The organism is Nonomuraea sp. NPDC050786, assembly GCF_040654115.1.
Taxonomy (GTDB): Bacteria; Actinomycetota; Actinomycetes; order Streptosporangiales; family Streptosporangiaceae; genus Nonomuraea.
Genome location: NZ_JBFAHJ010000049.1, coordinates 38,592 through 56,778, shown reverse-complemented (window position 1 = coordinate 56,778; position 18,187 = coordinate 38,592). Strand labels below are relative to the sequence as shown.

21 protein-coding genes and 1 pseudogene are annotated in these 18,187 nt (G+C 69.5%); 14 read left to right on the top strand and 8 right to left on the bottom strand.

The window, feature by feature from the left end:
* Positions 1-416 precede the first annotated feature (416 nt).
* The 6 genes and pseudogenes from AB0H84_RS50370 (at position 417) to AB0H84_RS50345 (ending at position 3,044) form a co-directional block, all read left to right on the top strand.
* Positions 417-743, top strand: a complete 327-nt coding sequence (locus AB0H84_RS50370) for an alpha/beta fold hydrolase (protein WP_357621027.1) — start codon at positions 417-419, stop codon at positions 741-743.
* 21 nt (positions 744-764) lie between these two features.
* Entirely contained in the window at positions 765-1,286 is a 522-nt protein-coding gene (locus tag AB0H84_RS50365) for an alpha/beta hydrolase (RefSeq protein WP_357621025.1), read from the top strand.
* Positions 1,286-1,420, top strand: a complete 135-nt coding sequence (locus AB0H84_RS50360) for a hypothetical protein (RefSeq protein WP_357621023.1) — start codon at positions 1,286-1,288, stop codon at positions 1,418-1,420. Before AB0H84_RS50365 ends, AB0H84_RS50360 begins: the two co-directional genes overlap by 1 nt.
* Before the next feature lie 99 nt (positions 1,421-1,519).
* Positions 1,520-1,840, top strand: a pseudogene (locus AB0H84_RS50355) (TIM barrel protein); the annotation flags it as partial.
* A 202-nt stretch (positions 1,841-2,042) separates the two neighbouring features.
* Positions 2,043-2,180, top strand: coding sequence for a hypothetical protein (locus AB0H84_RS50350; RefSeq protein ID WP_357621037.1), 138 nt, complete (start codon positions 2,043-2,045; stop codon positions 2,178-2,180).
* Between the two features lie 276 nt (positions 2,181-2,456).
* A complete protein-coding gene (locus tag AB0H84_RS50345; RefSeq protein WP_357621021.1) occupies positions 2,457-3,044 on the top strand; it encodes an ABATE domain-containing protein in 588 nt (195 codons plus the stop codon).
* A 675-nt stretch (positions 3,045-3,719) separates the two neighbouring features.
* Here AB0H84_RS50345 and AB0H84_RS50340 read toward each other — a convergent pair.
* Positions 3,720-4,466, bottom strand: a complete 747-nt coding sequence (locus tag AB0H84_RS50340; protein ID WP_357621019.1) for an alpha/beta hydrolase — start codon at positions 4,464-4,466, stop codon at positions 3,720-3,722.
* Between the two features lie 88 nt (positions 4,467-4,554).
* Between AB0H84_RS50340 and AB0H84_RS50335 the strand changes: the two genes are divergently transcribed.
* The gene (locus AB0H84_RS50335; RefSeq protein WP_357621017.1) at positions 4,555-4,839 is read left to right on the top strand and encodes a tyrosine-type recombinase/integrase; all 285 of its coding nucleotides are present in this window, start codon (positions 4,555-4,557) and stop codon (positions 4,837-4,839) included.
* On the opposite strand, the gene AB0H84_RS50330 is transcribed toward AB0H84_RS50335, so the two are convergent.
* Both AB0H84_RS50330 and AB0H84_RS50325 read right to left on the bottom strand, forming a co-directional pair.
* Positions 4,832-5,668 (bottom strand): alcohol dehydrogenase catalytic domain-containing protein, encoded by an 837-nt coding sequence (locus tag AB0H84_RS50330; protein WP_357621016.1) that lies wholly within the window; start codon positions 5,666-5,668, stop codon positions 4,832-4,834. The two genes, AB0H84_RS50335 and AB0H84_RS50330, sit on opposite strands and share 8 nt — an antisense overlap.
* A 201-nt stretch (positions 5,669-5,869) precedes the next feature.
* A complete protein-coding gene (locus AB0H84_RS50325; protein ID WP_357621014.1) occupies positions 5,870-6,727 on the bottom strand; it encodes a hypothetical protein in 858 nt (285 codons plus the stop codon).
* Positions 6,728-6,786: 59 nt separating this feature from the next.
* On the opposite strand from AB0H84_RS50325, the gene AB0H84_RS50320 reads away from it, so the two are divergent.
* The 3 genes from AB0H84_RS50320 to AB0H84_RS50310 all read left to right on the top strand — a co-directional run bounded on the left by AB0H84_RS50320 (position 6,787) and on the right by AB0H84_RS50310 (position 9,201).
* On the top strand, positions 6,787-7,599 hold the full coding sequence (locus AB0H84_RS50320) for a GntR family transcriptional regulator (protein ID WP_357621012.1): 813 nt from the start codon (positions 6,787-6,789) through the stop codon (positions 7,597-7,599).
* 48 nt (positions 7,600-7,647) lie between these two features.
* Positions 7,648-8,259: a TMEM175 family protein gene (locus tag AB0H84_RS50315; protein ID WP_357621010.1), complete on the top strand. Its 612-nt coding sequence runs from the start codon at positions 7,648-7,650 to the stop codon at positions 8,257-8,259.
* A gap of 81 nt (positions 8,260-8,340) precedes the next feature.
* A complete protein-coding gene (locus AB0H84_RS50310) occupies positions 8,341-9,201 on the top strand; it encodes a hypothetical protein (RefSeq protein WP_357621008.1) in 861 nt (286 codons plus the stop codon).
* Here AB0H84_RS50310 and AB0H84_RS50305 read toward each other — a convergent pair.
* On the bottom strand, positions 9,167-9,559 hold the full coding sequence (locus AB0H84_RS50305; RefSeq protein ID WP_357621006.1) for a hypothetical protein: 393 nt from the start codon (positions 9,557-9,559) through the stop codon (positions 9,167-9,169). The genes AB0H84_RS50310 and AB0H84_RS50305 overlap by 35 nt on opposite strands.
* Before the next feature lie 193 nt (positions 9,560-9,752).
* On the opposite strand from AB0H84_RS50305, the gene trpB reads away from it, so the two are divergent.
* Genes trpB through AB0H84_RS50290 form a run of 3 tightly spaced genes read left to right on the top strand, consistent with a single transcriptional unit; the run spans position 9,753 to position 12,522 of the window.
* Positions 9,753-10,958 carry a tryptophan synthase subunit beta gene (trpB, locus tag AB0H84_RS50300; RefSeq protein ID WP_357621004.1) on the top strand — a complete coding sequence of 402 codons (1,206 nt, stop codon included), beginning with the start codon at positions 9,753-9,755 and terminating at the stop codon, positions 10,956-10,958.
* A complete protein-coding gene (gene trpA, locus AB0H84_RS50295; RefSeq protein ID WP_357621002.1) occupies positions 10,955-11,770 on the top strand; it encodes a tryptophan synthase subunit alpha in 816 nt (271 codons plus the stop codon). The genes trpB and trpA overlap by 4 nt, the downstream gene beginning before the upstream one ends.
* Positions 11,767-12,522 carry a GntR family transcriptional regulator gene (locus AB0H84_RS50290; protein WP_357621000.1) on the top strand — a complete coding sequence of 252 codons (756 nt, stop codon included), beginning with the start codon at positions 11,767-11,769 and terminating at the stop codon, positions 12,520-12,522. Before trpA ends, AB0H84_RS50290 begins: the two co-directional genes overlap by 4 nt.
* 85 nt (positions 12,523-12,607) lie before the next feature.
* Here AB0H84_RS50290 and AB0H84_RS50285 read toward each other — a convergent pair whose 3' ends face one another.
* Positions 12,608-13,525: a YafY family protein gene (locus AB0H84_RS50285; RefSeq protein ID WP_357620998.1), complete on the bottom strand. Its 918-nt coding sequence runs from the start codon at positions 13,523-13,525 to the stop codon at positions 12,608-12,610.
* Between the two features lie 111 nt (positions 13,526-13,636).
* Between AB0H84_RS50285 and AB0H84_RS50280 the strand changes: the two genes are divergently transcribed.
* The gene (locus AB0H84_RS50280) at positions 13,637-14,344 is read left to right on the top strand and encodes an alpha/beta hydrolase (RefSeq protein ID WP_357620996.1); all 708 of its coding nucleotides are present in this window, start codon (positions 13,637-13,639) and stop codon (positions 14,342-14,344) included.
* Between the two features lie 96 nt (positions 14,345-14,440).
* Here the strand turns inward: AB0H84_RS50280 and AB0H84_RS50275 are convergent, their stop codons facing one another.
* The 3 genes from AB0H84_RS50275 to AB0H84_RS50265 all read right to left on the bottom strand — a co-directional run bounded on the left by AB0H84_RS50275 (position 14,441) and on the right by AB0H84_RS50265 (position 17,940).
* Entirely contained in the window at positions 14,441-15,328 is an 888-nt protein-coding gene (locus AB0H84_RS50275; protein WP_357620994.1) for a MurR/RpiR family transcriptional regulator, read from the bottom strand.
* 333 nt (positions 15,329-15,661) lie between these two features.
* Positions 15,662-17,080, bottom strand: coding sequence for a hypothetical protein (locus AB0H84_RS50270; protein ID WP_357620992.1), 1,419 nt, complete (start codon positions 17,078-17,080; stop codon positions 15,662-15,664).
* A gap of 347 nt (positions 17,081-17,427) precedes the next feature.
* On the bottom strand, positions 17,428-17,940 hold the full coding sequence (locus AB0H84_RS50265; protein WP_357620989.1) for a GtrA family protein: 513 nt from the start codon (positions 17,938-17,940) through the stop codon (positions 17,428-17,430).
* Between the last annotated feature and the right edge of the window lie 247 nt (positions 17,941-18,187).

Genomic DNA, 18,187 nt, shown 5'->3' with positions numbered 1-18,187 from the left:
GCTATCTCGCTGGGCTCCACCTACGTGGTGCCATCTTGTGGATCCGAAGCCTGCAGCCCACATAGAGATCCGAACTCAGAACAGGCCCTAGTCCTGTACGCCCGGACCGGCATCGGTGAAGCGCTGTGCCGGCAGCAGTGACAGCAGCCGCGCCAGGCGCTGCTGAAGCGCGGGCAGGGGCGCTGCTCCGGGTTGCTTCCCTGCTGGTCGCCGTCAATTCGCCGGCCGGCGGGCTTCCGCGCCGTCGCCACCTGCCGCGACGCCCTCCTCTTCCTTGGCACCGACGGTCCGCGTGGTCCTCGGGTCGTCTCGGACAGGGACGGAGATCGCGAAACCGATCGCGGTCCACTCTTGTCGTTACTCCCTCCACCCGTTAACTTAACCCCCTTAGAAGGTTAAGAGGGAATGGGGAGTCCATGAGTGGCATGGTGACAACGGCTGACGTGGCTTTCGTGAACGGAATCCGTGTGCACTACACGCGGGCGGGTTCCGGTCCGCTGGTGATCCTCCTCCACGGATGGCCGCAGACCAGCCTGTGCTGGCGGGCCGTGTTGGAACCGCTTGCCGCCGATTACACGGTCGTCGCTCCTGACCTGCGTGGATACGGTCTCAGCGACAAACCGCCGACCGGCTACGACAAGCGTCAGATGGCCGCGGACATGGCCGAGCTCGTGCGAACGCTCGGTTTCGAGCGGGCCGCGGTCGTAGGACACGACCGCGGCGCCCGCGTCGCGCACCGCTGAGCGCTGGACCGCCCGGAGCAGGTGGAGCGGCTGGCCGTGCTCGACGTGGTGCCGACGCGGGAGATGTTCCGCCGGCTGGACGCCTCGGTGGCCTCCCAGTACTGGCACTGGCTGTTCCACCTGCAGCCGGATCTGCCGGAACGGCTGGTGGCCCACGACGTCCGCGGATATCTGGAGCACTTCTTCGAACGCTGGACCTACAACCGTCACGGACTGGACCCCGACGCCGTGGACTCCTACGTCCGCGCCTTCTCCCGGCCCGGGGCCCTGCGCGCCGGCTTCGACGACTACCGCGCCCAGGAACAGGACCTCGCGCTCGACGACGCCGATGCGGCCATGGGGCGCAGACTGTCCATGCCCGTGCTGGCCTTGTGGGGATCGGTCGGGCTTCCCTCTCGCCTCCCCACACTGGACATCTGGCGCGAGTACGCCGAAGACGTCACCGGCGCGCAGATTCCCGATTGCGGGCACTTCATCGCGGAGGAACGGCCGGACATTCTCCTCGGCCACCTTCGCGGATTTTTCGCCGAGGGGAGGAACTGATGATCTCGGCGAGCGAGGACCCCTCGCTGTTCACCGCCCGCAGACCGGCTGCCAACCTCACGCTGCTGTTCACCGAATACCCGCTCCTGGAACGACCTGCTGCAGCGAGGGCCGATGGGTTCGACCACGTCTGATTCTGGTGGCTGTTCGGCACGAACCCGGCCCCGGACCCGGATACCGTCGCCCGGTTCGTGGCCGCCGTACGGCCACCGACGGCCCGGCCCCCCATCGAGATGCAGCACGAGATCGCCGCCGGGAACATCGCCTTCGCGATGAAAGCCGCTCGCCCTCTTGGCGGAACCATTCTGATGGAGCCGCTGAGCGGTATGCCGCAATACCCGCTCAAGACAGCCGGCGACGCCGCTGAAGTGATCGAACGCGTCCGGGAAGAAAGCGGGCTGGACAACCTCCTGCTCCTCCTCGACCAGTACCACCTGGCGATGAACGGCGGGGACCTGGCGGGCGTGATCGCGGAGCACGACGAGCTGGTCGGGCAGGTGCAGATCGCCGACGTGCCCGGCCGAGGCGAGCCCGGCAGCGGCTCGGCCGACATCCAGGACGTACTCGCGCACTCATCGACCGCCACTACCGCGGATTGTTTGCCCTGGAATACATACCGGTCGACTCGACCGAACAATCGCTGCGCAGGCTGCGGGCCGAGGTGCCCGGCTGGACGATCGCGGCGCGCGGATGATGTCACGACCGCGCCGCGCGGCACGGAGCAGGAACCGCCGGCCATCCGAGAGGAGCGCTTGAATGCGCACCGATCCCCATCGCTCGGCCGCCGGCACCGACCCCGCCACGAGCCTGGCCATTGCCCGCCGGGTCTCTGCAAGCCTGGTCGGGGTCGTGCGCGGGGTGACGCAGGCCCGTGCTCCGCGCTTCATCGTCTAGGACGGCGCCGCGGATCCATGCCCGCCGGATGCCGAGCGCGTCGGTCGCCACGTCGCTGGAAGTGATGCCGCCCCTTCGGTCGGGGAACGGCCGGCGCCCACGACACGGGTAGCACCAGCTCGGCCGGAGCAACCCGACGGACCGCCGTGCGTCTGGACTGATCATCTCAGCCGGACGGCCACCGACTGGCGAAGGCAAATATCATGCGGAGCGGGAAAAGATTCGTGGTCCCATTGGCGATGTGACCTCCGTGACCTTTGTGGACAAGAGGGACGTGTGGCTGTGCAGGACGAATGGCTCTGGTACGGCGGCCGGGTGTGCCTCGACTATGTCAACACCCTGCGCGACCGCTGGAAGGAGCCCCGTGACACGCTCCGCGAACCCGACGACGTGCTGCGCTGGTTGCATACCGCTGGATTGACCGGCGAGTCGATCCCGACGCCTGCCCGGCCGGAAGCCGTGCTGACCTCCGCGCGGCGACTGCGGGAGGCGATCGACCGCGCCGTCATGGCGGCGGCGGACAGTGACCTGCCTGACACAGCGGACTTGTCCTTGATCAACAGCGCCGCGATGGCGGCCCCGCGCCCGGCACCCCAGGTCGCCATCGTGGGTGGGCGTCTGGCGCCGGGAAACAGGAAGGCAGGAGCAGAGGACGCGGCAGCCGGACTGGGCCTGGTCGCCCATGACGCGGTGGAGCTGCTGCTCTCGAACGAGATCCGGTGGGTCCGCGTCTGCGGCGCTGACCGCTGCGCCCTGCGTTTCATCGACCGTTCCCCCGCGCACAACCGGCGCTGGTGTTCCATGGCGCGCTGCGGCAACCGGACCAAGGTGCGATCCCATCAACTCCGGCATGGCGGGCAGTGAGCGCGGACCTGCCCACGAAGCGTCACGCAGGGACCACGTGAACGGCGTGCGTTCGCACGGCCTGCCGTGGGGTCGCGTCGGCGACCCCAGGAGTCGGCCTGTCCCTAGTGGTTAGGCTCGCAGCCCTGGCCGGATAATCGGCGTGCCGTCTCATGGCCGGCAGACTGTCTGCAGGACCTGATCTTGGAGGTGGTCGCGGGACGTCGACCGAGTGTGTCCGTCCGGCCAGCCAGCATGGAGGAGGGATGCGGGCTGCAGCGGGTCGGCCGGACAGCGAAGGATCCGGTCCGGCTGCGGCGGGCGATCGTGGTGCTGATGTCCGCCCAAGGCCGGACGGGACCGCCGACGCCAAGGAGCCCTTCTCGCAAGGCGGCGTACAGCAGTGTGTGAAGCCCGCGCGGTCGAGGGAGAGTTGCCGGCTGGAGGTGGCGGGGTCTTCGTAGAGGGGCGCCTGCGGCCAGCAGGGCGGTGAGGGCGTGCCGCTGGCGGGCGTCCGCGCCAGTCGACCATCCGCCGGGGCGGCACCTCCGGCGGCAGCGGCATGGCCCCAGCCCCACACCGAGGATTTCCGCAGCGAGCTCCAGCGCCTTCTCCAGATTCCTGCCCGAGGGCGCAGCCGGGCCCTCGCGCCAGCGCTCCAGGTCCGAGGAACGCCGGGCACGTTGGCACCGGTGGTCAGGAGCTACTCAGGTGCCGGGCGAAGAATCGGATCGAGCTGTCGATTTCGAAAGACGGGACTCGAAAGTGGTCGCCGGGGTTGGCGTGCAAGGTTTTCTCGGCGGAGCCGAGTGCGTCGAACAGCTTCATGACCGAGTCCCGCGGAGCGCCTTCATCGTCCCACTGCAGTACGAACTCGACCGGGATCGTGATCCGCGCCGCGATGTCGATGAGCCAGTCGCTTCCGACGAGGCCCAAGACGGCGGCTTTGATCCGAGGTTCGGCCGCGACGAGGCGGATGCCCATCTCGCCGCCCTGGGACAGGCCGTAGTATCCGACGGGCTGGCTGTCGCCGACGGAGTCCAGTTTCTGGAGCGCGTCGAGGGTGGTCTGCCAGTCGGGGATGAGCTGCGCCGCCACGGTTTCGTTGAGGGCGGGCCACTCCGGGCAGGACCGGAAGGGCTCGCCCGCGGCCTCTTGTTCCTGGATGAGTGCGACGAGCCGCCGGATTTCCGGGTGTTCCGGCCTGTCGCCGGTCCCTGGGGCGTCGATCGCGGCGACCGCGAAGCCGCAGGAGGTGACGTAGGGGAAGGCCCGGGAGACGACCTCCCATCCCTTCTTGTGCTGGCCGCCGCCATGCCCGATCAGGACAAGTGGGCGGGGACCGGTGCCTTCGGCGGGCGTCCAGAGCACCCCGGGGATGTCTCCGACGGTGAAGAGCTGTTCGCGGATGCCGTCAGAGAACGTTTCCGAGGTGATGCGCATGGCGGTATTACACCGGCATTCCCGCTGACGCGCGAGTCAATTATCTGCCTGTCATTAACCGGCTGCCAGGAAGTACACCCGAGGGTCATTGACCCCGGCCGCCGACATCTGCCCGCACACCGGCCGCGCTCGCCTGGGCTACGACCGCGCTCGCGTCCTGCCGGACAAGTACGCCGGGCTGGATCTGCACCAGCTGCGCCACAGCGCCGCCACCCACCTCGGCGACGCCGAGATCCCGCTGCAGCCCATCATGGGCAAGACCCGCCACAAGAACCCCCGCACCGCCATGCGCTACGTCCAACCCGGCGCCGAAGCCATCGCCAAAGGGCACCGAGGTCCTGGCACCCCGCCGCCGTACCCATTGATCAACTGAGTGGCGGCTCGCCGGAGCTAGAGGAGTTCCGGGCCGGCACGTCGGACATCAGCTCCTCGATGTAGGACCGCACCGGAGCGGGACCGCCGGTCAGCGTGATGTCGGGGCCGAACAGGCCGCCGAACCCGATCGGCACGTCCTCGTACTGCGGCACGCCGGCCCGGCTGATCACGCCGCCGGGGCGGACGATGCCGAATGCCGTCTCGTAGGCGTTCATGTAGCCGACCGCCTCCAGCACCGCGTGGACGCCCTGCCCGCCGGTCAGCTCCCGCACCCGCTCGATGCCCTCGCTGCCGCGCTCGGGCACGACGTCGGTCGCGCCGAAGTCGATGCCGAGCTTGGTACGGTCCTCGTGGCGGCCCGACAGGATGATCCGCTCCGCGCCGAGCCGGCGGGCCGACAGCACCGCCATCAGGCCGACCGCGCGATCCCCGATGACCGCCACCGTGGTCCGCGCATCGACGTGGGCCTGCTTGGCGGCGAGGTGGCCGGTGCCATAGACGTCGGCCAGGCCGCCGCCCACCCCGTCGCGTGCCCAGAAGCCGCCGTTGAGGCAGGAGGTCTGCAGACCTTCCCGGCAGAAGACGCAGGTGTTGTCGGACCAGGCGAACGGCGACACCACCAGATCACCCCGCTTGAGCCCGGACACCTCGGAGCCGAGGTCCTCGATGACGCCGAGGAATTCGTGGCCCATCGGGGTGCCCTGCTCCGAGGCCGGCAGGGAGTGGTACGGGTGCAGGTCGCTGCCGCAGGCGCACGAGCGCACGATGCGTACGACCGCGTCGGTGGGCTGCTGCAGCACCGGGTCCGGCACGCTCTCGACGCGCACGCGCCGGCGCCGTACATATGAGTTGCTCGCATCAGGAGGCCCTTCCCCTGGTGAAGGGGTGGCGTTCTCCCCGGTCCAGCTCCATCAAACAGGCGCGTTCGGGAATGCGGCAGGACCTGCTGACACAGGTAACGACAGAACCCCCCAGCCGGGGCCGGGGCGGTCTGTCGCGTCCCGGTGAGTTCCTCGTACGGCAGGTCGTCAGCGGGGCATTCGCGGACGGGGTAGTACGGGAGCAGCCACTCCCAGGGGGAGATGAGCGATGTTGCAGTTATGCGTGGAACCGAGCATCCCCAGGCTGGTCACGAGGAGCCCGTCGTCGACGACGGCGATCGCGCTCGGTCCGTCGAGGCCGTCAGCCTCCGTCGCGAGAACGGTCATGGCGCCGTCCGGGGCGATGCGCAGAACGGTGTTGCGCGGGTGGACGGCGAGGTACAGCGTGCCCGAGCTGTCGAAGGCGAAGTCGTCGGCGGGGATGCCGGTGTACATCTGTTCCACCTTGCCTGGACGTCCCGCGTCGATGCCGATACGCAGGACGGTGCCCTGGGCCGTATTGGTCGCCCATAGGGCGCCGTCCCGGACCTTGAGCCCGTTCACGCCCGTGGACGACACCGCGTCGTCCGGTGACACCGGCGCCAGGCGCTCGTCGGCGAGCCAGAGCCGCAGTGTGTCGTCGCCGGGGGCGCAGCGGAGGATCTCGCCGTGGACGGAGTCCGCCGCGAACAGTGTGCCGTCATCGGCGAAGGTGATGCCGTTGAGCCCCGCCCGGGTTTCCGAGGCGGCGAACCGCACCCAACGACGGGGACCCTCGCGCCGCCAGATTCCGGCCACGGTGGCGGTCGTGCTGCGCACGGCGGCGTACAGCCGATCCTCGGCGTCCGACGCGAGGCCGACCACGATCGCGTCGGCCGGCTCCGGGACCACTCGTTCCGGCTCCTCACTGCTGGACAGCCAGACGGCGCCCGCCATCAGCAGTGTCGCGCAGGTCGTGCCGTCCGTGAGGACCACGATGTTCTCCGGCATCTCGCCGGCACTGTGATCGAAGGCTTTGAGGATCATGAAATGCGCCATCCACATCTGTCTGAGATATCAACTCACTGGCTTGATATATTACAAGCGTGCCTTCTGAGATTCATCCCGTGATCAGGGGGATGTCTCACATCCCCGCGCTGCTGCTGACCGGCGAGGAGAAACCCAACCTCGACCGCACCGGCCAGGCGTACCGGGCGATCCGACGCCAGATCATCGACCTGACGCTGCCGCCCGGCAGCAGCTTCAGTGAGGCGTCGCTCGCGCAGCAGTGGCACATCAGCAAGACGCCGGTGCGCGAGGCGCTCGCGCGGTTGCGGCGTGACGGGCTCGTGGATGCGCTTCCGCGCGCCGGCTACGTCGTCAGCCCGATCACGCTCCAGGACACCGACGATCTCTGCGCCTTGCGGACGCTGCTGTCCGGCGAGGCCGCTGCCGTCGCCGCACGCCGAGGCGTCGAGGCGCCGACGCTCGAGCGGCTCGAAGCGCTGTCCAAGGTGCCCTTCGCGCTCGCGGCGGGCGAGGCGGAGCTTGAGGAGTCGCTGCAGGCCGGGATCGAGTTCGAGGCCATCATCGCCAACTCCAGCGGCAACAACCGTTTCGGCAAGGCGATCGTCGACGTGCTCGACGAGCTGGAGCGGGTCCTGCGGATGGCCTTGTTGATCGCCCCCGAGGCCGCGAGCCCACCCGGGGAACTGGCCGCCATCTACGAGCGACTGCGTGCGCGGGATGCGGACGGCGCGCACGAGGCCATGCGCAACCGGTGCGAGCGCGTGCGTCACGACGTGCTCCGGATCCTGGCGATGAGCGTCTCCGTCAGCCGGGCGCACATCGAGATGCCGGCGAAGGGTGGCGGCAACGCCTCCGCCGGCGTCGCCGCCAAGCTGCCCGTCATTTGGTGACTGGGTCGTCTCGCTACGATACGCGGCGTGAACGATGACTCTTCTGTGATGAGCACCGGACGCCTGGAGGCGTTCAGCGACGGCGTGTTCGCCATCGCGATCACCCTGCTGGTGCTGGAGATCCGATTGCCCGAAGGCTGGGAGGAGGACCTCGGGGGTGCGCTGATCCGCCTGTGGCCGTCCTACTTCGCCTACGTGGTGACGTTCCTGCTGGTGGGGATGATCTGGATGAACCACCATCGGATGTTCCACTTCATTCACAGGACCGACGGCCTGCTGCTGGCCCTCAACGTGCTCCTCCTGATGGATGTCGCCTTCCTGCCCTTTCCCACGCATGTGCTGGCCGAGGCGCTGCACGCCGACCACGGCACGCAGATGGCCGCCATCTTCTACGGAATCGTGCTGGTGATCGGCGGCATCTTCTACAACGCCGTGTGGTGGTACGCCTCGTCAGGACACCGCCACCTCGGCGGACACATCACCCCGGCCGAGGCACGCTCGTTGCGATTCCGCTGGAGCATGGGGCCGGTGCTCTATCTCGTCGCGACCGTCATCGGCGCGCTCAGCGCGATAGGTGCGCTGGTGTTCTACGTGGTGCTGCTTGTCATCTACATGTTCGACATGCGCCCCAGGCGACAGGCCGTGCAGGATGCACGATGACCGCCAACGGTTGATCGACGGGTTTGTCGGGGCGGAATGCGAGACTCCGCAGATGAATCCTCGACTTTCAGACAGCCCGGTGTGAACACGTTTGAGCAGTTCACCTTCGAGCCGATCAATGAAGGGCGGCGCAGCGCGAGCATCGCTCGCGGAGAGCTGCGTGATCAGCGGTTCCCGTTGTCCACCGATGTGACCTTCGACCGCGCGAGATTGGTGAACGTGGACTTCACCGAGATGCGGTTCCCCTGCTTTGCTGCCTGTGGCAGCTCGTTCGACGGCTGCGACTTCTCCGGCACCGCCTTCGAACAGCTGTTGATGGGCAGCACCGGCGTCGGCGTAGGGGAGTGGGACGGCGTCGCGTGGCCGCAGACCGTCTTTCGAGATTGCGTGTTCCGCCGCACCCGTTTCCCGGATCTCACCCACTTCGGCAACGTCCGGTTTGAGAGATGCGTCTTCGACCGGTCCCGCCTGCGGCAGCAGACAGACACGAGCGAGGCCGAGTTCGTCGATTGCGTCTTCCTTGGCCGGGTACGCAGCATCAACTTCTGGGGCCGACCGGACGATCGTTACCACGCAGCACTGGGCAGAGGTCACAACGACTTCAGCGGCAACGACTTCACGGCCGCCGAACTCGACGACGTTTCCTTCCGCCACATTGACCTGCGGGCTCAGTGCTTCCCCGGCCTGCCCGGGTACGCGCTCCTCGACCGGATCACCGAACGGGCGAGTGCGGTGCTGCCGCTGGTCGACAGCTGGCCGGAGGACAAGCACCGCCAAGAGGCCCGTTCCGCGCTGGAGTTCCTCGCGGGCACGGCGCGCGAATGGAGCAATGATCAGGCCTTGGTGAGCCCGGCGATGCTGGGCCGCAAGCTGCCGCCCGCCCTCCGCGAGGAGCTGTTCGCCGCGTTCAGGCGCACATCCAGCGATACATCCCGTGGTTGAGCCGCACCGCCTCGCGGGCCAGCTCCCGCAAGGCGGTGATGCGTTCGACCTCGTACTCGTCGAGCAGCTCGTCCTCGGCATACTCGCGCAAGCGTGCATCCTCCACGGCGGCGAGCGCGGTGACGGTCTCCGGCATCACCCGCTCCACGCCCGACACCTCACCGTCGTCCACGACGACCTCACAGTCACCGAACTCGCTGATGTCGCGCCCGCTGAGCTCGGCAACCAGGTCGCCGGGCTCGTCGATCCACCCCTTGCAGTCGACGTACGGCAGTTTCACATGCGCAGGGCCGCCGGACAGAGCCCGCTCGGCCGACCTGTCTGATTCCGCCGTGAAGTAGTCGACCAAGACGCCCATGGCCGGACATCTTATCGATCAAGCCGCGGTGCGGACACGATGACATCGCCCCGTCCGGGTTCGCCGACGTCCAAGGGTTCGGCTTCGACAGCACCGTCCCGTACGCGCACCAGGAGTGGCGCGTCCACGCCGCCTGTGCCACACTCGCTGTTATAGAACTCAGTGAAGAGTTATAGAACGATCGGAGCATGGCATGCGAAACGTGCTGCCGTGGCGTGAGCCGGTCCCGCTCGACGGGACGATGGGCGAGCCCCGAGCGCGGGGCCGATTCGGCGAGTACGGTGGACGGTACGCGCCGGAGTCCCTGGTTGAGGCGTGCCGCGAGGTGGACGAGGCGTTCCGGGAGGCCTGGGCGGACCCGGGGTTCCGCGGCGCCCTGGCGCGGCTGCTCGCCGTGCACGCCGGGCGGCCGACCCCGCTCACACCGGCCGGCCGGCTGTCGGAGGCGCTGGGCGTGCGGCTGTACCTCAAGCGCGAGGATCTCACCCACACCGGATCCCACAAGATCAACAACGTGCTGGGCCAGGCCCTGCTGGCCACCCGGATTGGACGGCGCAGGCTGATCGCCGAGACGGGCGCGGGCCAGCACGGGGTGGCCACCGCGACGGCCGCCGCGCTGCTCGGGCTGGAGGCCACGGTGTTCATGGGCGAGCGCGACATCGAGCGGCAGGCGCTGAACGTCTTCCGGATGCGCATGCTGGGGGCCGAGGTGGTCCCGGTGACCACGGGCAGCCGCACCCTCAAGGACGCGACCAGCGAGGCCATGCGGCACTGGGTGGGCGCGACCGGCGACGCCCACTACTGCATCGGCTCGGTCGTCGGGCCGGATCCGTACCCCTGGATGGTCAGGGAGTTCCAGCGGGTCATCGGCGACGAGGCCCGCGGGCAGTGCGCCGCCGAGCTGCGGACCGGCGTCCCGGACTACGTGGTCGCGTGCGTCGGCGGCGGCTCCAACGCGGCCGGCACGTTCGCCGGATTCGCCGACACCCCGGCGCGCCTGGTCGGCGTCGAGGCGGAGGGCGGCGCCGGGGCGGCCCGCGGCCGGCTCGGCGTCCTGCACGGCTGCCGCTCGCTGTTCCTGCAGGACGACGCCGGGCAGATCACCGAGCCCCACTCCATCGCCGCCGGGCTCGACTACCCGGGAGTCGGCCCGGAGCACGCCCACCTGCGTGACCTGGGCCGGGCCCGCTACTTCACGGTGACCGACGACGAGGCGGTCGGCGCGGCGGTACGCCTGGCGCGTACCGAAGGCATCGTCCCGGCGCTCGAATCGGCGCACGCCCTCGCCTGGGTGATCCGCGCGGCGGCCGGCGGCGACCTGCCCGCAGGATCGACGGTGCTGATGACGTTGTCCGGCCGGGGCGACAAGGATGTCGCAACCCTGAAGGAGCTGCTGTGACCAACCCCACCCTGGCCGCGGGCGCGGTCGAACGCCACCTGCGTGCCCGCCGGGACACCGGCCGCGGTCTGCTCATGCCGTACGTCACCGGGGGGATCACGCCCGGCTGGACGGAGTACCTGCGGGCGTTCGCCGCCGCCGGGGCGGACGCGATCGAGGTCGGGCTGCCCTTCTCCGACCCCACGCTGGACGGCGTCACCATCCAGCAGGCCGGCGACACGGCACTGGCCCGGGGGGCGAGCACCCGCCGGATCCTCGCCGACCTGTCCGGCATGCCGAATCTGGGCGTGCCGCTGGTGGCCAGCACCTACTACAACCTGGTGCTGCACGACGGCCCCGAGGCGTTCTGCGCCGCGCTGCGCCGAGCCGGCGTCGGCGGCCTGATCGTGCCCGACCTGCCGGTGCATGAGGCGGACGAGCTGACGGACGTGGCTGAAGCCGCCGGGATCGAGCTGGTCCTGCTGGCGTCGCCGGCGACGCCGCAGCCGCGGCTGGCGGAGATCGCGTGCCGCAGCCGCGGATTCGTCTACGCGGTGTCGCTGATGGGCACCACCGGTGAGCGGGCCGGCCTCGCCGCTTCGGCGGCGGAGCTCAGCGAGCGGGTCAGGCGCGTCACCGACCGGCCGGTCTTGCTAGGATTTGGCATTTCCACCCCGGATCAGGCACGCGAAGCCCGCCGGCACGCCGACGGCGTGGTGGTCGGCGCCGCGGTCATGCGGCGAGTGCTCGACGGGGCTGGGCCGGACGACCTGCGGGCCTTCCTCGCGACCCTGCGGGAAGCCCTCGACCAGGAGTGTGACCGACCACGATGACCCCCGACGCCGGGCACGAGGCGAGATACCGCGCCATCGCCGCCGACCTCGCCGCGAAGATCCGGTCGGGACAGTACGCCCCCGGTGAGGCCCTGCCGCCGCAACGCGAGCTGAGCGCCTCCTACGGGGTGACCCTCATGACGCTGCGCCAGGCGTTGCGGGAGCTCAGCGACGAGAGGCTGATCGTGCAGCAGCCCGGCAGGGGCACGTTCGTCGCCCCGCCCCACCTGGCGTACCAGCTCGACTCGCTCCGCAGCCTCGTCGACGACCTGCGTAAACAGGGCCATGACGTGCGCACCGCGGTGGCCGGGCGGGCGGTGCGCCGGGCCCCCGCCCGGATCGCCGCGGAGCTGCGGCTGCGCCCCGGCGACACCGCCCTGCGGCTGGAGCGGGTCCGCGAGTTCGCGGGACGTCCCGCCGTACACCAGGTGTCCTGGGTCCGCCGGCCGGTGGCCGACCAGATCCGCGACCGCGACTTCACCGCCGTCTCCCTCTACACGGCCCTCGCCGACGCGGGAGTGACGGTCGCCCAGGCGTCCGAAGTGGTACGGCCCGGCCTGCTCGACCCCGCCGCCGCCCGCCACCTCCAGGAGCCGGAGGGGAGCCCGGTGCTCATCAGCACCCGGATCACCTACACGCTCGACGCCACGCCCGTGGTGTCCGACCATGCCACCATCCTCGGCAGCATGATGGAGATCCGCACCGAACGCGCCGCCACCGGCCTCTCCCTCACCTGGGGCGCCACCAGCTGAGAACCTGCGGTAGTTGCTGGTCGACGTCGACCACGGCGATGTCCGCAGCGGTCGCGGAGTTGCGCGTAGAGCGTTGGGGGAGTGTTCAGTCCGACGTCTGTTCCAGCAGGCGCTGGGCCAGGCGCCGGACGGCAGTGCGCAGTTCCTGCGGCGACGAGATCGTGAACGGGAAGCCGAGCCCGGCGAGCATGGTCGCCATGCCGTCCAGAGACTCGGCACTCGTCCGCAGGAGGACTCCGTCCGGTGTTTCGGTGAGTGTGGCCACCGACGGCGGGATGCGGCGGGCCGCCTCGGCCAGGGGAACGTGCAGAACGACCTCGACAACGTGCGCATACGGTACCTGGGCCAGCGACGCGGTGACCTGCCGTACCGGGTCGGACTCCTCGGGAATCTCGTAGGAAGCCGTCATCGGGACGACGGAGGAGATCCGGTCGACGCGGAAGGTGCGGATCTCGCCGGACCGGTGGTCGTGGCCGGTCACGTACCAGCGGCCGGAGTGGAAGACCAGGCCGTGGCCGTCCAGTTCGCGTTCGGTCTGGGAGCCTTGCCACGAGCGGTAGTGCAGGGTGACCCGGCGGCGGTCGCGGATCGCAGCGGCCAGGGTCAGCACGGCCCGGCTCGCGGGCATCGGCGCCGCACGTTCGGCGAGAGTGAAGTCCAGGGTCTCCTCCAGCGCGCCGACCTGTTCTCGCAGTTTGGCCGGCAGCACCCGCCGGATCTTGGCCAGGGCGGCCTCCGTCGCCTCGGCGGCAAGGCCCAGGCGGCGTCCGGCGAGCAGGCCGAGAACCACGGCGGTGGCCTCGTCGTCGGTGAGCATCAGCGGTGGCAGCTTGTAGCCGGGCATCAGCTGGTAGCCGCCGTAGCGGCCGCGTTCGGCGGCGACCGGGATGCCCAGTTCGGCGAGCCGGGCGGCGTAACGCCGGACGGTCCGCTCGTCCACACCGAGTCTCTGCGCCAGCTCGCGGCCGCCCAGCCCGTGGTGTGCCTGGAGCAGTTCGAGCATGGTCAGCATCCGAGTTGCCGGATATGACACAAGTCACCCACTTAATCCGGGCGGATTCTGTCCGCTATCGGCTCTAGCGTAGCGGCATCGGCTCACTGGAAGGACGATGAGATGGCGAACTACGTGCTGGTTCCCGGCTTCTGGCTCGGCGCCTGGGCTTGGGACCAGGTGGCGCAGAAGCTGCGCGCCGCCGGACACGAGGTGCGGGCGGTCACTCTGACGGGGCTCGCGGAGAGGGCAGGGGAGCTGTCGCCGGAAGTCGGCGTGGAGACCCATGTCGCCGACATCCTCGCGGCGATGGACGGATTGGAGGAGGTTGTCCTGGTGGGGCACAGCGGGGCGAATGTCCCGGTGACCGCGGTCGCCGACCGGCATCCCGAGCGGCTCAGCCGAGTCGTCTACGTCGACACCGCGCCGCTGCCGTCCGGTGTGGCGGTGATCGACTTCAACGACGAGGAGACCCAGAAGGCGTGGCGCGCTCAGGTCGGGGACGGTTGTGCACTCGATGTGCCCTCGTTCGAGGAGGGGGAGGGGAGGTTCGCGGGACTGACCGAGGAGCATTGGGCGCAGATCCGCGCGAAGGCGACGCCGCAGCCGTGGGGCGCGGTCACCCAGTCGGTTCAGCGGCCGCAGCAGATCCCGGCGACGCCGAAGACCATGGTCGCCTCGACGATGCCGGTGGCGATGATCCGCGAGCTGATCGCTTCGGGGAACCCGGCGTTCGCCCCGCTCGGCGCACCCGAATGGACCTTCGTCGAGCTGCCGACCGGCCACTGGCCGATGTTCTCGCGACCGGCGGATCTCGCCGCGTTGCTCTGACGACCTCCACATCCTGATCAGCAGGTCAGCGACGGTCGCGGGGGCGTCGGTGACCTCGTCGGCCGCCAGCCGCGGCCGTCCGCGGGGGTAAGCAGGCTAGACCTCACGCCCGGTCACTGTGCCGGAGGTGGTGTGGTCGGCCTTGCGGATCTGGTGCGAGCGCACCGCTTCGGCCGTGATGGCGATCGCCTCCCTGGTCTGCTCGTACGTACGCTGGGCGATGGCGGTGTACAGCACGTCCAGCACCGCCAGTTGGGCGTGCCGTGCCAGGATCATCTCGGTGCTGAAGCCGAGCTTGCGCACCCCGGTCGCGAGCACCAGCTCGGACCGGTCGGCGACAGGGGAGGCCACGTCGTTGGTGATGGCGATCGTCGTCGCGCCGTGCGACCGAGCCTCCGCCACCAGGTCGCGCACCTCTTGGGTGCGTCCGCTGTGTGAGATGGCGACGACGGCGTCGCCGCGTCCCATCAGCGCGGCGCCGGTCAGCGCGACGTGCACATCCGTGTGGGTCCACGCGGGCACGCCGATCTGGTACAGCCGTTGCTGGAACTCCAGGGCCGTCGTCCCGCTGCCGCCGATTCCGTAGATCATCGCGCGGCGCGCGGCGGCCAGCACGCCGGCCGCCCGCTCGACGGTGGCCAGATCGAGGTTGGCGAGCGCCTCGGCGACGACATGTCCGATGTTGGCCGAGATGACGTTGGCGACATGGCGAATCTCGTCGCCCTCGGTCAGCTCCGTGCCGATGTGAGCAGCCCAGGTGCCCCGGACATCGGCCCGCCCACTGTCGGAGGCCAGCGCGATCCGCAGCGCCGAGTAGCCGTCCATGCCCAGAGCCCGGCACAGTCTGGTGATCGTGCCCGTGGACACCCCACAATGCTCCGCCAGCTCCACAATGGTCATCCGTGCCGCGGCCGCCGGATCAGCCAGCACCAGCTCGGTCAGCGACCGCTGGGCCTCCGGCATGGTGGGCAACAACTCACGCATCCGGTGTATGACGTCGCCCCGCGGCGGACTGGATGACATGCCGACTCCCTTCAGTGGAGCAATTATTCTTCATCGCCTGCCGACGTCAATACCTCGATGACCCATCAGGCCACCGACAACGAGTCCTCTCGCCATCGAGGGGTCGGAGTGAGACATCGTACGGGAAGAAAAATTCTCCGCAGGAGCAAGTGGTCAAGCAGGGGGGTGGGCTGCACCCCCGGCCGCAGCAGAGCACTGCCATCCACCAAGATCACGACACCAACACTCGCCCCGCCAGCCGCAGCATCGGGAGATCTTCGGCCCCCGGAACGGCCACGACCCGTACGTGGCCGCCTACAGGACGGTTAGCTGGCCGTACCTGGAGAGGGCTCCGGCCAGATCGCCGGATGTGCCGCGGAGTGCGGCGTCGAGGAAGGCGACGGTGGCCCCTGCGGTGAGACGTGGCCCGGCGGTCCGGCCGAGGGAGCCGACGAGCATGGGCAGCGGCGGCAGGAAGAGCGGAGCGTCGGTGAAGGTGAGGTGTGCCGAACCGGGGACGGTGAGCCGGTAGCTCGTCGCTGTGCTGAACTGGAGCACCCGCGTGAGGCGAGGGATGTAGTCCGGCTCCTCGCCCGGCTTCACGTCGTGGGTGAGCGCGAGCACGGGCGGATTGAACGGTTGCGGTGCGGGGTCTCGCGGGAAGCCGTCCATGTCGATGACGGCTGCGAACCGGGGGTCCTGGCGGGCGGCCTGCAGGGCGGCGGCGCCCCCGAGGGAGTGGCCGGTCGCCGCGGCCCGGGGGATGTCGAGCCGCCCGGTCAGGAGGCCCGGGATCTCACCGCGGTCCAGGCGGCCGAGCTGGGTGAGGACGAAGCTGAGGTCGGCGGCCCTGACCGCTGTCCACCCGGCCGCGCGCCTGTCGTCCTCCGTCTGGTCTCCGGTGGACGCGACCCGGGTGCGGATCGACCGGCCGTCGGTGAGGGTGACGACGGCTGAGTCGTACGGGTGGTCGAGGGCCGCCACGACGTAGCCGCGGCTGGCCAGTTCCTCGGCCCAAGTGGTGCTTTGGGCGCGCACGCCGCCGAGCCCGGGCGAGAACAGGACCACGGGGAACCGGCCGCCTCCGGCGGCCACTGGGGCATCAGGCACAGAGCGCGTGTGGGCGCGTGCCGCCTCGTCGAGAATGAAGCTCGGAAGGCCGAGGTAGTCGGCCTCGCCGCGGGCGACGAGCCGCGCCTCCTGCGCCGTACGGCCCAAGTACCACGCCCGCCGGGCGGCAGGATCGCGCTGCGCGGGATACCAGAGCTGGACGACGACCGTCCGCTTGTCATCGGTCCGGGACGTGGCGGTTTCCGCTCGATCGGGGTCGGTCCACTGCATGACGGTGGCGCCGACGGCGTATGCGCCCGATGGCTGGGGGAACACGGGCCGGGGCAGCGCCCACACCGCCGCCGCGCCGGCGAGAATCAGAGCCAGACATGCCGCCGACCCCGGCAGGGCCAGCCACCACCGAGCCCGCCGTGCGGGCCGCCGCAGCAGGGAGGGAGCGGCGAACGTCAGCGCGATGGCCCCGCCCACGAGGACGGGTATGAGCTGCCAGCGGATCCCGAGCACGGCCAGCACGATCGCGGACACCGCGAGGGCTGCCGCACCAGCCCACATCGAAGGTCGGCGCGCGCCGGGCGGCAGCCAGCGGGCCAGCACCAGCACGACGGCGGCCGCCAAGGCCAGGAGCTCTGCGAGGGACAGGCCGAAGAATATGGTCACAGTCATGTTGATCACGGTGTCGGAGCGATCTCCGCCGGACAACGGCCCCGATGTGGAGAGCTGTGCGCGACCTCGGTATGACCCCTCACGACCGGTCTGCGACCGGGGTCGTAGGGCCCGGTAGTCCTGGCGCCTCCGGACGGAACACTCGCCCGGCCCACCTGGCGCTCGGGGCGCGTTCGGATGAAGGACGAGATCGGCCGGCACGGGCCGGTGGTCGACGCCCAGCACGTTCGCGATTCCGAATATCAGGTCGGAGTATCGGTGATGAGGACCTCGGGCAGGTTTGACGCCTGCCACCTTCTTCGGGGGTGCCGTTAACCAGCGTGTCATGGGCCGTCAAACCGCTGCCATCAAGCCGCTTCCTCCGTGGAATCGGAAGTGGGAGCCAGTCGCACGCTGCCGGGCCGGGCCTTTTCGTCAGGGAAGACCCACTTCCGGAGCGCCCAGAAGCGGAAGACCATGGCGATCAGCGTGCCGATGATCTGTGCACTCATGAAGTCGGCGATCTCCTGGGTCATCAGGGGCACATCGGGGGTCTCCAGACGAAACACGTACCGGGAGATCCATAGCGGCGCTGAGCTGAGCACCAGACCGACGCCACTGACCAGGAAGAACAGCGCCGCCTCGTGACGGCGCTCGCGGCCGCCCCTGGTCCGGAACGACCATTCGCGGTTCAACACGTAAGACACGATCGTCGCCACCAGCACCGCGATGATCTTCGCGGTCACCGGCTTCGGTTCCAGAATGGTCAGCTTCAGACCATAGAACACCGTGTTGTCCACTAAGAACGCTGTTCCACCCACCACCACGAACTTCAGCAGCTCACGGTGCTTCAGGGCAAATGCGAGCAGCGGTTCCGGCAATCTTGCGAGTACTGCGTTTGCTATTCGGAGCACCCCCGATCTTCTCACCAGTCGAACACCTTGGTAACAAGATTTGCGGCACGGCTCGTCCGTTTGGCACCGGCCGACAGCCATCGGCGGCACCTGATCCACAGGCACGTCAGCCGCCGACCCGGGTCGGCGAGGTCGATGTCCGACGAGAACGCCGACCACTCGAAGCTCCCTGGCCGACAGCGCCGCAGAGCTGCTGGCCATCCCGCCACGTATA

Coding starts and splice junctions, on each gene's coding strand:
- AB0H84_RS50370 (WP_357621027.1), top strand. CDS start 417: ATGAGTGGCATGGTGACAACGGCTGACGTGGCTTTCGTGAACGGAATC.
- AB0H84_RS50360 (WP_357621023.1), top strand. CDS start 1,286: ATGATCTCGGCGAGCGAGGACCCCTCGCTGTTCACCGCCCGCAGACCG.
- AB0H84_RS50350 (WP_357621037.1), top strand. CDS start 2,043: ATGCGCACCGATCCCCATCGCTCGGCCGCCGGCACCGACCCCGCCACG.
- AB0H84_RS50340 (WP_357621019.1), bottom strand. CDS start 4,466: ATGCGCATCACCTCGGAAACGTTCTCTGACGGCATCCGCGAACAGCTC.
- AB0H84_RS50325 (WP_357621014.1), bottom strand. CDS start 6,727: ATGATCCTCAAAGCCTTCGATCACAGTGCCGGCGAGATGCCGGAGAAC.
- AB0H84_RS50315 (WP_357621010.1), top strand. CDS start 7,648: ATGAGCACCGGACGCCTGGAGGCGTTCAGCGACGGCGTGTTCGCCATC.
- AB0H84_RS50305 (WP_357621006.1), bottom strand. CDS start 9,559: ATGGGCGTCTTGGTCGACTACTTCACGGCGGAATCAGACAGGTCGGCC.
- trpB (WP_357621004.1), top strand. CDS start 9,753: ATGCGAAACGTGCTGCCGTGGCGTGAGCCGGTCCCGCTCGACGGGACG.
- AB0H84_RS50290 (WP_357621000.1), top strand. CDS start 11,767: ATGACCCCCGACGCCGGGCACGAGGCGAGATACCGCGCCATCGCCGCC.
- AB0H84_RS50285 (WP_357620998.1), bottom strand. CDS start 13,525: ATGCTCGAACTGCTCCAGGCACACCACGGGCTGGGCGGCCGCGAGCTG.
- AB0H84_RS50280 (WP_357620996.1), top strand. CDS start 13,637: ATGGCGAACTACGTGCTGGTTCCCGGCTTCTGGCTCGGCGCCTGGGCT.
- AB0H84_RS50275 (WP_357620994.1), bottom strand. CDS start 15,328: ATGCGTGAGTTGTTGCCCACCATGCCGGAGGCCCAGCGGTCGCTGACC.
- AB0H84_RS50270 (WP_357620992.1), bottom strand. CDS start 17,080: ATGACTGTGACCATATTCTTCGGCCTGTCCCTCGCAGAGCTCCTGGCC.